This is a genomic window from uncultured Parabacteroides sp. (assembly GCF_947855115.1).
Taxonomy (GTDB): Bacteria; Bacteroidota; Bacteroidia; order Bacteroidales; family Tannerellaceae; genus Parabacteroides.
The window spans coordinates 113260-129412 of sequence record NZ_CANTZW010000009.1 but is presented as its reverse complement, the minus strand read 5'-3'; the positions used below and the strand labels follow the sequence as shown (position 1 = coordinate 129412).

The following is a 16153-nucleotide window of genomic DNA, read 5'->3' as shown; positions in this document are numbered from 1 at the left end:
TTCGTTTAAAGTCGCCGTTTTTGACATTGCGATATTATAATGTACATGTGTACATTAGTAATATATACTTCCAAATTCAACCATCCATAAAAAGTATATAAAGGGTAGGCTTGGCTTACACGATGTTGTGAAAAAACATAATATATTCCCACCGAGAAACAAATAAAAAGGAAGAAAGCATAAAAACCAAGTATCCCCATAACGCCTATTACAAGGTCTTTACAATAGGCATTGTAACACCTTTATAATGCCCATTGTAAGCTGCTTATAACTGCGATCATGAAGGTTCCAAAAAGAATGTTGATAATGAGCTTATTAAGAGCGCCATTACCTTGTCCATAAAACACGTACGACTTTTTGTGAAAACACGTACATGTTCTCTCGGAAACACGTACGTGTTTTTCCAGAAGCAAATTCCGGTCAAAAGCGATAAAGATTCTGATAAAGCCACTATCTTTGTTTAAAATCAAAATATAACCATGATGAGACACTTAAAGTACTTGGCTTTTGTAGCATGCCTGGGAAGCCTTTCCCCGGCTTTTGCGCAAAATGCCTCTAAAAGCCTAACGATTGATGATTTGATCACTTGGCAACGAATCACAGACCGGGAGATCTCGGACAATGGGAAATGGGTAGCCTGCAAGATGGAGCCTTGGGAAGGTGACGCTACCGTTTATCTGTACGCGGCCCAAGGGCAAGAGACCGCCACTTTCTCCCCGGCTGGTCAGTTCGCCTTCTCTGCCTCCTCTAATTATCTGGTCGTTACACAAACACCCGGAAAGTCCACGGTAGATTCCTTGAAAATCTTGAAGACTAAAGAGGATAAAATGCCGATGAACAGCTTGGTGATCTATTCCGTCGCCGGTAAAAAGGAGACGATAGACTCCCTTAAGACCTTCAAACTAGCTGATGAAGCGGATTGGATCGCTTATCAAAGAGGCCGGAAAGACTCCACTTTGTACGTCCGTTCGCTGGATGGAAGCAAGACCTTCCAATTCCCGACCGTAACGGATTTCCAATTCGCCAAGAAAAGCGGTATGCTATATTATACGAGCGTAGCGGAAGGAAAAGCGGGTATATTCACCTTGAACCCGGAGAAAGGAAGTACGGCGCTCATTAAAGAGGGAAAAGGCCTGTTCAAACAAACCACGTTCGACGAGAAAGGGGAACGGCTGGCTTTCTTATATTGCGCCGACAAAGATTCCTCTTACAAAGCGTTAAGCCTATGGCTATCCGAACATAACGCTCCCGCGAAAGAAATCGCCGCCCGTGGAAACAAGGCTTTCCCCGCCAAATGGGTAATCAATGAGAACAGGACGCTTCAATTCTCGAAATCCGCTTCCCGCCTGTTCTTCGGTACCTCACCGGAACCGAGGCAAAAGGACACGACCCAACTGGCCGAGAACCGTCCGAACGTACAGGTTTGGAGTTGGGACGAACCCGTACAATATACCGTGCAGAATTACAACAAGGAGAAAGATTTAAAGAAAAGCTATCTAGCGGTTTATAATCTAGGTAACGGCTCTATCTTCCAATTGGCGAACGAGGAATTGCCGAATATCCAATTGGGTAATGAGGGAGACGCACCCCTAGCGCTCCTTTCCACTTCCCGTCCTTATTCATTGTCTTCCATGTGGGAGGCCCGCACTCGTAGCGACTATTATACCGTATCGTTGGATAACGGGGAGCGTAAGCAAATCGCCCAAGCGGATTACGGTCGTTTCCGTCTCTCCCCACAAGGTAAATACGCGTATTGGTATGGCGAGACGGATAGCTGCTGGTACACGATCGCCTTGGCAGAAGGTAAGCGATATCGCCTTACCACCCCGGAAAGTTTCCCGGCCTGGGACGAGGAGAACGACGTTCCCGATTACCCATATGCGCATGGAGCCGCCGGCTGGACCGCAAATGATCAAAATCTCTTGATCTACGATCGTTACGACATCTGGAAATTCGATCCGACCGCAGCAACTGCGCCGATCAACCTGACCGTGAACGGAAGGAAAGAGAAACTGTCTTACCGCTTGGAACAACTGGATAAAGAGGCTCGTTTCATCGACCTAAGCCAACCGCAATTATTAAAAGGATTCAACGAGACCACGAAAGGATACGGATTCTACAACGCACGCCTCTCCGCTCCAGCCGCCCCGAAGACTTTGTTGGCCGGCAACTACATGTTGCGATCTATCAACAAGGCGAAAAATACGGACGACGTGATCTACACGATGGAAACCTTCCAGCAATACCCGGATATCCACCACTCTACCTTAGCGTTCAAGAAATCCGTGCAATTGACACACGGAGACAAACAGCAGGAAGGTTTTATCTGGGGCACCGCCGAGCTGGTATCATGGATTTCCTTGGACGGCCGCCCACTGGAGGGTGTCGTTTATAAACCGGCGAATTTTGATCCGGACAAGAAGTACCCGATGATGGTAAACTTCTACGAGCGGAATTCGGAGACTTTATATAATTACCGTATGCCGGAACCGCATCGTTCTACGATCGATTATCATTTATACAATAGCAATGAATATATCATTTTCAACCCGGACATTCGTTATGTGGATGGTTATCCGGGAGAAAGCTGCTATAATTGCTTGATGCCGGGTGTGGCGATGATGATCGCCAAGGGATATATCGACGAGAAAGCGATCGGCGCGCAAGGACATAGCTGGGGCGGTTACCAAGTGGCTTATCTGGCGACTCGCACAGACCTATTCTCCGCCATCGAGTCCGGGGCGCCTGTCGTAAATATGTTCAGCGCTTATGGCGGTATCCGCTGGGGGTCCGGCATGGCCCGCTCTTTCCAGTACGAGCATACGCAAAGCCGCTTGGGAGCTACGCCATGGAGCTCTCCGCTTCGCTATCTGGAAAACTCGCCGTTGTTCACGATGGACAAGGTACAGACCCCGATATTGATCATGCACAACGATGCCGACGGCCATGTGCCTTGGTACCAAGGCATCGAGTATTTCGTTGCCATGAAACGGTTAGGCAAACCTTGCTGGTTGCTGAATTATACTGGCGAACCACATTGGCCCACGAAAATAGCGAACCGTGTGGATTTCCAACGCCGGATGTTCCAATTCTTCAACCATTACCTAAAGAAAGACAAGATGCCTAAATGGATGTCCGAAGGCGTACCCGCCGTAGATCAACCGTTTGAGTTGGGGTATTGATCAAACAATCTTATAAGAGATTATGGCCAAAGCCATATTTATACTATAAGCTTCAGCCATAATCTCTTTTTCCATTTAAACAGAAGATCTTTTGAAATAAATGCGTACATTTGCCAATAACATAAAAGCAAAAGATATGAGAACGACAAAAACCAGACCGACTAGAAATGTTTCGTCACCCAAGATGACTAAACATAACATCTCCAACCAAAGGCAATGCGATAGCCAACCTTCTCGTCCTATGAGTGAGAAAGAATTATTTCTTGCCCATTCCAGGCAATCCATGGCAGCATATATATCCAAATATCTCATCGAATGAAAATACATCAACGAGATCTTGTAGAAGTCAATTACCTATTTCCTAATGGAATAACCAAACCTCACATGGCTATCGTTATCTCAAACGACGAGTTACAAGTATCTGAAGATTTCTTTTACCTAGCTATGATATCTTCCAAAAACTATAATCCACAATATACATTTCCTTTAGAAGACTCTATGCTAACAAAAAACTTAGCAAAGAAAAGCTTCGTTATTTGCCAATTAATAGGAGGTTACACGGAACGAGACGTAGTGAGAATATGTAGTCGTGTAAAGGTCGAGCCTTTCAACTTGATTGTTGAAAAGATCAAGCGAGTCATATTTTAGAATGTCATACGAAACTCTGTACGGATACCGGGCAAGGAATTAACGGTTAGATCGCCACCATGCAATCGCATGATGCGGTGGGAGATACTGAGGCCGATGCCGCTACCACCGGACTTCGTGGAGAAGAAAGGCGTAAAGATTGAGGACAATAGTTCGGGGGAAATGCCGGGGCCATTGTCTGTTATGGTTATACATACCTTACCATCTGTCTCCAAGGCTTCTATGCGGACGATGCCATCCGCTTGCCCCTCTATAGCCTGCAATGCGTTACGGATCAAATTAATCAGGGCCAACACGATCAAGTTTTGGTCCGCATGTACCGTTAAGGTCGCCACAGAGGAAAAACGAATACGGTCGCTACCCGGCTCGGCACACAACAATCGTTCCATCTTCCGGAATAAAGAGGTTACAGAGACCTCGGTTCTTTCCGGCTCCGGGAGATGCGTCAGACGATGATAGGAATCCAAGAAGGAGGATAGATTTTGCGCTTGCCCGTGAATAACCTCCAAGCCTTCCCGCAATTGCTCCGGAGTATATGTACCGGAATATTTCAACAGATCGGCAGATAAGGAACGGATTGGCGTGATCGAATTACGAATCTCGTGCGTCAGTACTCGCAAGATGCTTTCGTAATATAAACGCTTCTCTTCCACCTCACTCCGGTTTTGACCGAACAGGAGGATAATCCGATTCATTTCCGCATATAAATCCTTTACAAAGGGATCATTCGTTGTATCCGGATATCGCAACGCAGCATCCCCATTACGAACCGACTCAAAGAAGATAGCGATCTTACGGTTTGTACCGTTCATCCACCGGATTAGCAACAGAGTTATCAACAGGATAAAACACAGACATACAAAGGATAAGAAATAAGAGATACCGGTTATCAACAATAGGGCTCCAAGTAAGGCAAAAAGCACGATCAAGAAGACGCTCCCTATAATCTTCAGGTATAAATTCCGGTTAACCATAGTTACTCTCCTTATAAGCTACAATCCGTATTTCCGCATCTTATTATAAAGGGTCTGGCGACTAATATCCAATCGCTGGGCCGCAAGCGTCAGGTTCCCTTTCTTTTCTTTCAAGACCTCGGCGATAAACTGCCGCTCCATATCTTCCAACGTACAGGGATGGGAGACATCCGAAAGCTCCTCCACATAGAAATCATCGGCATCCAAGCAGCTCTTATCCACAAGCAAGACCGTACGTTCGACGGTTTGTTGCAACAAGGCCAGATCGCCCCGGCCGGCCATATCGGATAATTTATCGACCGCCTCCGCTGTCAGACGAGGTAACGGTTTCGCGTAAGCCTCCGTATATTTCTTTAGCAACGCGTTGATAAGAGATTCTGCCGCGGATGAAACCTCGCTCGCATCAGATTCCATGCGGTGTTCCCACGCATGAACAAGAGTTTGAATCAGTTTCTCGTTATCCCAAGGCTTCACGATAAAATCCGTGGCTCCCTTTTTAAGGGAGGATACAGCCAACTCGATATCCCCGAAAGCGGTTATCAAGATAACAACCGGAGGATTCTTTAGCTCCAAGATACGATCCAACCAGAAAAGTCCTTCCCCACCGCTTTGCTTTCCGGTGCCGAAGTTCATATCCAGTAAAACCATATCTACATCTCCATTCCGCAAAAGCGCAGGTAATAATACGGGAGACGATACGGTAACGATCGCCTTAAACTCATGAGACAGGATCGTCCGCAGACTTCTCAGTACCGCCTCATTATCATCTACGACTATAATCTTCGCGTCACGCATAAAACCTCCTCTTTTCTCGCGTGCGAAGATACGATCTTTTCCCGGGTCTCGGTGTCCAATATTTAGACAAATCCAGTCTTTCACGATCGTTTCCCTTGGTTTTACTTGCCACATTCCACGGAACCGGATAGCTTTGAACCAACAAACTGATAAAACCATGGAATCCATTTCACTAAAACTTATATTCCGTAACTGGTGGCGAAACAAGACGTTCGCCATTATATCCTTATTAAGTCTGGCGGTAGGTATCACTTGCACCAACCTGCTGATCTCGTATGTCATTTACGAATCGGGGATAGAAGCGAATAATCCCAATAAACCACGTATCATCTATATGGCACAAGACTCTCCCCTGACCTCTGGCGAAAAGGTATCGTTTATCATCGGGAAGATTCCCGTGCAACTAAAAGACCAATATCCGGAAGTAGAGGATTATTTACGGATGAACATAGAGAATACCGCTTTCATCACCATTGGGGAAAAACGTTTCGACCCGATCTCGATTATCCGGGCAGACTCTTCCCTACCCCGCTTTTTCCCTTATGAAACGCTGGCCGGAGATATAAACAAGGCGTTAACCCAGCCAAACGCGATCGCTTTGACCGAGCATCAGGCGAAAATCTTTTTCGGGAATGAAGACGCTATCGGCAAAACAATCTCGGCAAAGTTTTCTTATGAGGACAAGACGGTTACCTATGAAGTAGCGGCTGTTATCAAAGAGTACCCGCAATCCTACTTGAAGTTCGACGCATTGACCGGCACCACTTCCCAATTCAAAGGCGGCCCTACCCTATTACTGGTAAACGATCTCTTCGATATGGAAACGTTCGCTCAAAAGCTAAAGGACGATAAGGTTCCGGCTTTCCAAGGCGAAACCGGACAGTATTATTTCTATACCCTCCAAGAGAGCTATTTTCAAGAGCAGACCTACACCCAAGAGTATATCCCCTATATACGCCGCAACCAGAAAGACTTGCTGTATGTCGGTTTATTCTCGGCGCTCTTGATTCTCGTGATCGCTTGTTTCAATTACGCCAACCTGAGTTTCTCCCGTATTCTACAGCAAGTGAAGATGATCTACACCCAGAAGGTAATGGGGGCATCGGCCGGACAAATCTACCGTCAATTATTCATGGATACTTTCCTCACCGTGCTGATCGCTTTCTTCTTGTCTATATTGCTTACGTTGGATTTCCTGCCGGTTTTCAACCGGGTCGTGTCCGGGCGTATCTCTCTAAGGTTCTTTTTCAGCGGACAGGTCCTACCCGTGATCGTGGCACTTATATTGGCCCTATCCGTCATTCCCTCATTATACATGAGCCATAAGATCAACACCCTTTCCCATTCCAAATATAGAACATTCTCCTCCGGAACCCGGAAGCGAACGATCATAAGCGGGCTTTCTATCTTACAGTTCGCTATCTCGATAGGTTTGGTATTCGCCACGCTAACCGTACGGCGACAATTAACGCTCACCCAAATAAACGGCGAACGTTACCGGGGCCTCATCGAAATAGCCGATTGGAGCGGGAACCACATACAGACCTTCGCGGAAGAAATCCGGCGTTATCCCGCCATAGAAGAGATGTGCCTCTCGAAAAGCGGTATCATCCAGTTCAACCTGCGGCCGATGGTCTTGAAAGACGAGAACGGAAACGAACTAAATTATACGCTAGGCCAATACGAAGGCGATAGCACTTTCCTAAAGGTCATGAAAATAAACATCCTTCAAGGCCTTTCCGAGCGAGAGGCCCTACGGCAGTACAACACTCCCGTTTACATCAACGAGCAATACGCACGTTTGCTTGTACCCAAAGGAGAGAATCCCGTGGGGAAGCCCGTTCGCCTTTACGACACGGATTTCGAGAAACAGGAAAAAGAGGAAAAAGCTGACGCGATCATAGTAGGGGTCGTGGAGAACCTGTATACAGGAACTTTACGGCAAGAGGTATACCCCAGCCTGACTTACCTGACGCATACCCCTCCTTATAACCTAGCCCAGATACGGTTGAAAGAAGAGGATAAAACCGAAGCGCTAGCTTTACTGAAACAAACATGGGAGAAGATCACCCCCGATACCCCGTTCGAATATCAAGATATCTATGAGGAATTTATGACATCCAACCGGAAAACGATCGAGCTGGCGCATTTACTCACCATGTACTCGATCATCAGCCTCCTATTAACCGCCTTCGGACTATTCGGCATGGCTCTCTACGCGATCGGGCAACGCACGAAAGAAATCGGTATCCGTAAGGTAAACGGGGCTACGACCGGGGAGATATTGTACCTATTAAACCGCCAGTTTATCGGTTGGGTAGGGATCGCTTTCGCGATCGCCGCTCCCGTCACATGGTATGCGCTGAGCTATTGGCTGGAGAATTTCGTATATCGGGTGGATATATCCCAAGGAACATGCCTGCTTTCCGGCAGTATCGTATTGATGGTTACGTTGCTTACCGTAAGCAGGCATAGTTATAAAGCGGCATCCCGCAACCCCGTAAATGCCTTACGGAGCGAATAGTGAAGAGGAATATTAAGCCTATTCGCCCATCGGCAACTTACTTAGCTGAGATATCGCTTGCAAGTTGGAATAGTCGTATTGGTAAAGACCGTCGTCGGCGATCATCATCAAGGTATTCTTGAACGGGATCACATCGTACCCTTCCATTCCGGTATAATGAACGAGTTGATTGGCTATCAAGGTCATGGGGTCTTTCGCGTCGAAGACCTTCAAGCCTTCGTCGCACAGAAACAGGGTTCCGTTATCGATACCTAGCCCTTTCGGACAATTCATGCCATACGTAACCAGCAGGTTCGGTTGGTCTACATCGCTCACGTCTATAACCATCAGTTCATTGGCGTTTTGCCCGCAAGTATTTCCGGAATGCACGGTCACATACGCTAAATCATTTTCCACGACAACAGGATCGCAGCCAAAGACATGGCTTACGGAAGAACGGTATTTAGGCGCTATCGGATCTTCCAGCGAATAAATCAACATGCCGGTCGGAGTACCCATAAACATTTTATCCTTATAGTTGAAAAGAGTCTCAACCTCACGATCCAACCAGATATCATTAGTCGTCAGTACAGGTTTGTCTCCGGACAGGTCAAACACACACATGACGTTCTGCTCCACCGTATATAAGTACTTGCCATAGATAGAAAAACGAGCCATAGATCCATTCACTCCTTGGCTGGAGCCATTCGCGGCCACGTCATTCACCATCATGTCACCACCACGATCCGGGTAATAGTAAACGGTCTCCTCCCGTTCCTTGGGTTCCCAGCCGACCACGACTCCTTTCGCTCTCGCTTCCTCCGAATAACACATACTATAATCGAAACCATAACCGTTCTCTATTGTCGGAAGCGCATAACGGAAAGCGTTCTCCACACGCCCCTCCAGCTCGGGATTTCCCGGATCGGAAATATCGAACCAGACCAGATCCACGAATGAATCCGCATACAACTTATCGTCTTTGATCGAAAGTTCCTCATTACCGATCAACTCGATAAAACCCGCTATCCGGGGAGATGCCGGATCTCTGTTATCCACGATATGGATGCCCTTATCCGGAGAAGAGATATACAGGTAATCCTTGTAAAAGCAGATTTTCCCCCGTTTGGTAATCGGTACCACCTCGTCCGTCACCCTCACCGAGTTCCGGAACTCGGAAGCCGACATGAACACCGGTTCGTTAATAGCGTACCGTACGACTTCCACTCTCACTTCATCATCCTTGCATCCCATTAAGACACAAAGGATAAGGGTAAACGCCCAATAAAAAAGTTTCCGCATAATTATATATAGATTTTAATCATTAAAAAGCATATCGTATACCTGCGCTCAACCCAAATCCCAACGATTTATCCGTACGGATACTCGCCGGCTGGTCACAATCGAAATAGCGAGAAAAACGAGGTTCGAAATAGAAACTCCAATCTCTATAAAAACGATAAGCGGCACCGGCAGAGGCATTCATAGACCATTGTATACCGTGGATACCTTCCTTCTTACTTCTGGAGATAATCGTTCCGTTCCCGGAAATGTAACCGCTATACACGGCTTGCAAACCTTTCTCCACCATGAATCCCCCGGAGAGATAGATATTCCATCTCTGATTACTCCATAGATAAACCACCAGATTCAAAGGAATGCCCAGATAATGCAAAGACGATTTCACCTCCGACGGGGAATCTCCCCTTTTCTTGAATGTGGTGGATAAATACGTATACATTAATCCACTCTCCACGGCTATGCGCTGGCTCAAATCCTTCCGTACCGTTAAGCCGAAAGATATCGGAAGAGAGTAACTTACGTCCGGATAAGATTCGAATGAACGATTATCCAGAAAATTCTCATCCATATTAGAGCTCCGTAGTACCGAGGCGCCGCGGGAAAAGGACGTTTGGGGAAGAGGAGGAGTACTGCCATCCTCTTTTTTATCATCATCCTCATCCGGATCATATACTCCGTCCGAATTAGTATCTTCCGGAAGAGAAGCGTCGTAACTCATATCCGTATTAAAAAAGTTATCCACATAACCGCTAGAGCCAAAAGTCGCCGCCAATAACCATTTATTCCTTTTGTTTTTCTTGACCTTCTTTTTCAAAAAGGATTTCCGTCGAGGATTCCGTTCCTCTTCCGGCAACGAAACGGTAGATCCGCTTCGCTTCACGACCGTCATCGTTGTCGAATCTCCAGATACCTCTACGGCCGTTTTATCCGTGATATCCGCAATCGTATCCTTTCCGATAACCTCGATAGACTCATACTTCTCATTTTTCCATCTCGTATCTCTTTCTTTGGCGACATCGGAAAGTTCAAGTCGTTTTTCCTGCCTCAGCACCTTCGCGATACGTTTCTCTACCGGTTCCACAGGCAATACAGCACGCTCCGGAAGAATTTTCATCTCTTCCGTCCCCTCCGATATCTTTTCCTGAAAGGGCCTCAATTCCTCCAAAGGCATCTCTTCCGGGGAAGGCAACAGCCAGATAGCCAAGGCCAGTACCGCAGCGGCAGCCAAACCTCCCGCCCACAACCAGCCCCGTGCCCCCGCCTTTCGGTTCATCCGGGTCTCTATCTCATTCCAGCAATCGGTATCTACCGACATCCGATGCTCTTCCAAGCGCCGACGCATATAGCCGCTGAAATCGTCCAGCCTTTCGTCTTGATCCTTATCGTCCCGCATTTTCGTGCCTCATTAAAGATTGTACACTCTTTCGCAAAGCGTTCCTCGCCCGGATAAACTGTGAACGGGAAGTAGCCTCCTGTATATGCAGCATCTCAGCGATTTCGCTATGCGTATATCCCTCTATCGCATATAAGTTGAAAACCGTACGATATCCCGGCGGCAATTGGGCCACGCAAGCCAACAAATCGTCTGCCGACAAACGGTCTAGTACGGAGTAGTTGATATCTTCCAAACTGTCGTCATAACCATCCAGCCCCACGCTTAGCCTCGTGTTCTCTGAAGACCGGAGATACTCAAGAGCCGTAGTGACAAAGATTCGCCGTATCCATCCCCCGAACGCCCCGGAACCGGAATACGACCGGATCTTCGTAAATATCTTAACGAACCCGTCCTGCAGAAGATCACGGGCCGTCTCCCTGTCACCCACGTAACGTACGCATACACTCATCATGGCAGGAGCATACCGCTCGTACAATTCCTTTCGAGCCCATGATTCACCCCGCATACATCCATCGATTAACAGTTGTTCATCCATAAGTACTTATGCTCTCTACTATATGGATGAAATAGGTATTCCAAAAGTTGCATCTTATAAATAAAAAATATATCTTCACGTCAAAAATAGGAGGAGAGTGTATGAGACGAGGGTTATTTATATTCATAGCATGGATGTGTGTCGCTGTGATTCAGGCGCAATCCGATTTCTCATTGATCTTAAATAAAGAAGGTAAAATAATTGCCTTACCTAAAAATAAGACATACGAGCTGAATATCCCTAAAACCTCTTATAAGACATTTACCCCTTCGGGGACACGGGATATTGATATCAAGTTGCGGGAGTTCACGCCAGATATTCCCCATACGTCCCTGCAAGAACGTCCGATGGATATGCAGATTTCTTCCACGGCCTACCAGCCGTTTTTTAACGTTTACACCCCTATGCTTCGGGAAGTATCGCCTATGGCGCTGGATTTCAACGAGACTTACATGCAACAACTAAACGAAAGCTTTGACCTCATCGCCAATGGTATTCAATATACATGGCCGGGAGCCGGGGGTATGACGATCATGAACGCTGGGATCTCTTGGCATAATGGTAATTGGAGCATTTATGGCGGTGGATTCGGAGGACGTTTCTTCAGTCCTTTCAATCCAAGCCCGGGAATAACGACCGGGGCAAACGTACAAGTGGAATATCAGCCTACAGACTGGATGAAACTGAAAGGCTGGGGGCAGTACGCTTATTATGCCGACGAGTACAATAATCCTCATATGCTCAAGAATCCTTTTCTCTACCATACCCAAGTGGGAGGAGCGTTTGAGTTCAAGGTCACAGATAATTTCTGGATGGGAGCTGGTATCAACTACGAATACAACCCGGTACGCCGGAAGATGGAGCCACAATTCCTAGTCTATCCCGTCTTCAAATCGGGCCGTTTTAAGATCGGAATGTGAAGAAGACTCAATCTCTGTCTCGAACACTCCCACATTACAACTGCCTAAAATACCGATACCGCCGTCTATATTGCTAAATACACGGATCGGTTCGGCCAAGCCGCCATCAATCAATAAGTTCGAAATGGAACCTGTGTCTTTATCCTGCAATACTTTCAGATATCGATAGTATTCTGCCGAGATAGCATGTAGGTGTACCCGTAGATGCATGGAAGGGATCGGAAGTAAATCCTCTTCACTAAAATCGTCTATCCACATTGAATCCGGGACAATCTTTATCGGGTATGCCCCATATTGAAATTCATAATAATATTCATCCGTAAGATGCAAGGTATATTCTTGCCCATTTATTAACTCATCAGAGAATACCTTTCCACCATCCCCAAACATCCAGTTATTGCCAAAAATCTGATCCAAGGCCGTCAATGATTGACCAAAAACAGGCTCAGTCGCATAGTTCGGGGTCACAGGGTACCATTTATATTCTCCCGTATATTCCTTCGCTATTCCGTCAAAAATAGGAACACCCTCCTCCATACGGAGCAAATAATAATTTTCCTCGGAAGGGTTATCCTTAAACGTTACCTGATAAATCGCATTTAGGTGAGAACCCGTAGAACCAGCTGCCGTAACATATGTTACCCCCGCTTTCAAAACCTGAACAGGTTCGGGCACGACAGTCTCGGCATTCGCCACCCCATATTCCGGATAAGAAGCCTCCACACGGATACGGTCTCCCTCCACTGGTATAAAGTCTGATTTGAAATAACCTCTCGTATTAAAGACCTCGTCACCTTCCTGAAAGCTCATCCGCTCCCTAAAAATACCATTCACGAATAGTTTTACCTCAGCTTTATCTAAGGTCACGTTCGGATGATCATCCGTGAAAAACCAAGTGCGGGAAACACTCACGGTCAAAGGTTCGCCGGTTATAGCGACGCAATTCACCACCAAAGTGGGATCCGGCCGCAAGGATTCAAGATCAATCTCCTTGACGCAAGACATCAGACAGGATAGGCAAACCATACAAATCAAGTTTATCAGGATATTCTTTATCTGTTTCATCTTCCTAAAATTTATAAGTATACGATATTGAAGGTATGATAGGCATAATACCAATCCATTTAAAGCAAGGCTTATTTTTACTGGAAGAAGGAGAAGAACCCGGAACTAAATTAATAGCAGGAATCCAGTCTTGGCTTTTATAAACCATAAACGGATTCATCCGGCTATATACGTTATAAATACTGATATTCCAGATACCCATTCGCCCCTTCTTCTTCGGGCGGTAAATATTAAGTCCTAAATCCAGACGATGATAAGCCGGCATCTGGTAGTTATTACGGCTCGCATACAAATCCACCTCTTTTCCGGATGGTTCCAGCCAGTTATCCATCTGGTATTGGTAGGAGGTATTAAGCGTATTGGTTTGCGCTTGCTCGTAACTCTCTAACGACAAGGTCATACGATTGCCGGAAGTATACGTCCAAGCGGCTGTCAGCTCCACCTTATCCGACAGTTTATGTGATACCACGATATTCAGTTTGTGCCGGTTATCGTAACGTGCCGGAAAACGTTGCCCGTTATCGATCTCATCAAAACACCGGTCCGACCATGAAAGCGTATATCCGATCCAACCGGTCGTACGTCCGCTTTCTTTGCGAGCCAAGAACTCAACACCATACGAACGCCCTTTGCCAACCGCCATTTTCTCCTCCCAAGCCGCCGTACCGGGCAAGAAGGAATATCCGTCTTTATAATCCAGCAGGTTCTTCATCCATTTATAATAACCCTCCACCGAGAAGCTATAAGAACGCATGAGACTATAATAGAAACCGGCAGAGACCTGATCGCTGATCAAAGGTTTCAATTTACGGGTAACAGGCATCCACGCATCCGTAGGCAAATTTATATAACTATTGCCCAACAAATGGATATATTGCCCCATACGGGCGTATGAGGCCTTAAAGCTAAGATCGTCACGTAGCAACCATCTTAAGGAAGCGCGAAGCTCCAATAAGGTATACGTCTTCCGCTCTACATTGAACAGGCTGAATCGAAGCCCCGCATTCAAACGCAAGCTAGGCAAAACATTCCAATCATCCTCTCCGAAGACAGCCGCTTCACGGGCCCATAACAAATCATTCGTATATACTTTCCCTATATTGGAAAGCTCCAGTATACCGGAGCCAGTAGCCTTCACCTCATTATACTCCGGACGGAAACGGTGTATCAAGAAATCCCCTCCAAAACGAATCATGTGCGATGTAGAAGGTGTATAATCAAAAGAGGAACGGATACCCATATCCAGGATAGAGGTAAAACTGCTCGTTTCCGAGGAAGAAGAGAGGTAATCATCTTCTCCCTCCGTGCCATAGCTATATTCTTTTGAACTCCGCACATTCGAGCGATACCGAGAGAAGCCCCCGGAAACCCGTCCGAACAAACGGTTATTAAAGACATAAGTCCAGCCTAGGATTCCCATCAAATTACCCCAACGCAGTGAAGAATAAGTACCATCCGTATAACGAGTTTGCTCTTCTTTCGTAGAGAAACTCGTTTCACCTCCTTTTAATACATCGTTCCCGTTATATAAACTGAAAAACATCCGGCTACGATCGCTGAAACGATGATTAAGCTTTAAATTCAAGTCGTGGAAAGCGTAACGAAGATTGATCCGGCTACCATTCTTTTTCTGAACTCTGTTTACGATCGCTATCGCCGGGGCAGAGAGCACATCCAGCCATGAGCGTCTAAGCGCTACTTGAAAGGCCGTGCGATCCTTGATGATAGGGCCTTCCAAGCTCAGGTTGCCGGAGATCAACCCGATCGTGGCGCTTCCATGATACTCTTTCATATTACCCTCCTTGGTATGGACATCTACCACAGACGAGAGCCGCCCGCCATATCTCGCCGGGAATCCCGCCTTAAAAAAATCCATACCGCGGATCGCTTCCGGATTGAAAGCGGAAAATAATCCTCCGACATGATTGATCTGGTACACCGGGTTGCCATCTATCAAAAACAGATTGCCATCTTGATCACCACCACGGACATATAAACCGGCCAGTCCCTCCGTTCCACTGGCTACTCCCGGAGTTAATTGCAAAGTTTTCACGATATCGGACTCGCCAAACAGGGTCGGTGTCGCTTTGATCGTCTTTTGATTAAACTCCATCGCCCCCATCAAGGTGTTATTCACAGACAAACGATTTTGCTCCGAGGCGGTAATCACCACTTCCCCCAGACGAGCGTTCGGACACAACTCGATATCCAATATAGTGTCTCTATCCAACCCCGGAAAATAAAAAGAACACCCCTTATAACCAATATAAGAAACGTGCAAGCGGATATCTCCCGGTGGAAGTGTCAAGCTGAAAAAGCCATAACTATTCGTTGCCGCACCTTTCCGGTCGGCAACCTCATAAACAGAGGCTCCGATCAGAGACTCGGAGGACGCTTGGTCTCTCACAAAGCCACTGATCGTTACCTGTCTCTGTCTACGCTTCAGAATCACGATCTTTCCACTCACCTTATACTCGATCGGATACGGCCCGAACAAACGGGCCAAACAATCCGTCAAAGCCTCATCTTTCACTTGGAAATCGATCTTCGGAAGCTCTTTCAACAAAGAAGACTCATACGAGAAGGTCACACCCACCTGCTTTTCGATCTCCGACAAGACCTCCGGAAACGAGGCCCTCTCCATACGCAACGTAACACGGAGATCATCCCTCGTCTCGGAAGATTGGGCTAAAAGTTCCGGCACAGGCATAAAAATCATCCAGCTCAAAACAGCGATAAGCCATTTATCCATCCACTCTGTCATCATTCTACTTCATTGAATTCACTTATAAGACAAGATCTTCCCAAAATACCCCTATCGAAGAAAAAGGGT

The 16153-nt window shown here is 46.6% G+C and carries 10 protein-coding genes; 3 read left to right on the top strand and 7 right to left on the bottom strand.

The window, feature by feature from the left end:
- Window positions 1–479 precede the first annotated feature (479 nt).
- A complete protein-coding gene (locus tag Q0110_RS08030) occupies window positions 480–3182 on the top strand; it encodes a prolyl oligopeptidase family serine peptidase (protein ID WP_297905447.1) in 2703 nt (900 codons plus the stop codon).
- Between the two features lie 644 nt (window positions 3183–3826).
- Here the strand turns inward: Q0110_RS08030 and Q0110_RS08025 are convergent.
- Window positions 3827–4804, bottom strand: coding sequence for an ATP-binding protein (locus Q0110_RS08025; RefSeq protein WP_297905444.1), 978 nt, complete (start codon window positions 4802–4804; stop codon window positions 3827–3829).
- A gap of 18 nt (window positions 4805–4822) precedes the next feature.
- The gene (locus Q0110_RS08020) at window positions 4823–5599 is read right to left on the bottom strand and encodes a response regulator (protein ID WP_366139656.1); all 777 of its coding nucleotides are present in this window, start codon (window positions 5597–5599) and stop codon (window positions 4823–4825) included.
- A gap of 157 nt (window positions 5600–5756) precedes the next feature.
- Between Q0110_RS08020 and Q0110_RS08015 the strand changes: the two genes are divergently transcribed.
- Window positions 5757–8123 (top strand): ABC transporter permease, encoded by a 2367-nt coding sequence (locus tag Q0110_RS08015; protein WP_297905438.1) that lies wholly within the window; start codon window positions 5757–5759, stop codon window positions 8121–8123.
- Window positions 8124–8141: 18 nt separating this feature from the next.
- On the opposite strand, the gene Q0110_RS08010 is transcribed toward Q0110_RS08015, so the two are convergent.
- The 3 genes from Q0110_RS08010 to Q0110_RS08000 are packed head-to-tail and all read right to left on the bottom strand — an operon-like array spanning window position 8142 to window position 11335.
- Window positions 8142–9404, bottom strand: a complete 1263-nt coding sequence (locus tag Q0110_RS08010; RefSeq protein ID WP_297905435.1) for a hypothetical protein — start codon at window positions 9402–9404, stop codon at window positions 8142–8144.
- Window positions 9405–9426: 22 nt separating this feature from the next.
- The gene (locus Q0110_RS08005; protein WP_297905432.1) at window positions 9427–10797 is read right to left on the bottom strand and encodes a porin family protein; all 1371 of its coding nucleotides are present in this window, start codon (window positions 10795–10797) and stop codon (window positions 9427–9429) included.
- Window positions 10784–11335 (bottom strand): sigma-70 family RNA polymerase sigma factor, encoded by a 552-nt coding sequence (locus tag Q0110_RS08000; protein ID WP_297905429.1) that lies wholly within the window; start codon window positions 11333–11335, stop codon window positions 10784–10786. The genes Q0110_RS08005 and Q0110_RS08000 overlap by 14 nt, the downstream gene beginning before the upstream one ends.
- Before the next feature lie 101 nt (window positions 11336–11436).
- Between Q0110_RS08000 and Q0110_RS07995 the strand changes: the two genes are divergently transcribed.
- Complete coding sequence (locus Q0110_RS07995; protein ID WP_297905426.1) at window positions 11437–12255, top strand: hypothetical protein; 819 nt, start codon at window positions 11437–11439, stop codon at window positions 12253–12255.
- Here Q0110_RS07995 and Q0110_RS07990 read toward each other — a convergent pair.
- On the bottom strand, window positions 12208–13320 hold the full coding sequence (locus Q0110_RS07990) for a DUF4249 domain-containing protein (RefSeq protein ID WP_297905423.1): 1113 nt from the start codon (window positions 13318–13320) through the stop codon (window positions 12208–12210). The genes Q0110_RS07995 and Q0110_RS07990 overlap by 48 nt on opposite strands.
- Window positions 13321–13324: 4 nt before the next feature.
- The gene (locus Q0110_RS07985; protein ID WP_297905420.1) at window positions 13325–16087 is read right to left on the bottom strand and encodes a TonB-dependent receptor; all 2763 of its coding nucleotides are present in this window, start codon (window positions 16085–16087) and stop codon (window positions 13325–13327) included.
- Window positions 16088–16153: the final 66 nt, after the last annotated feature.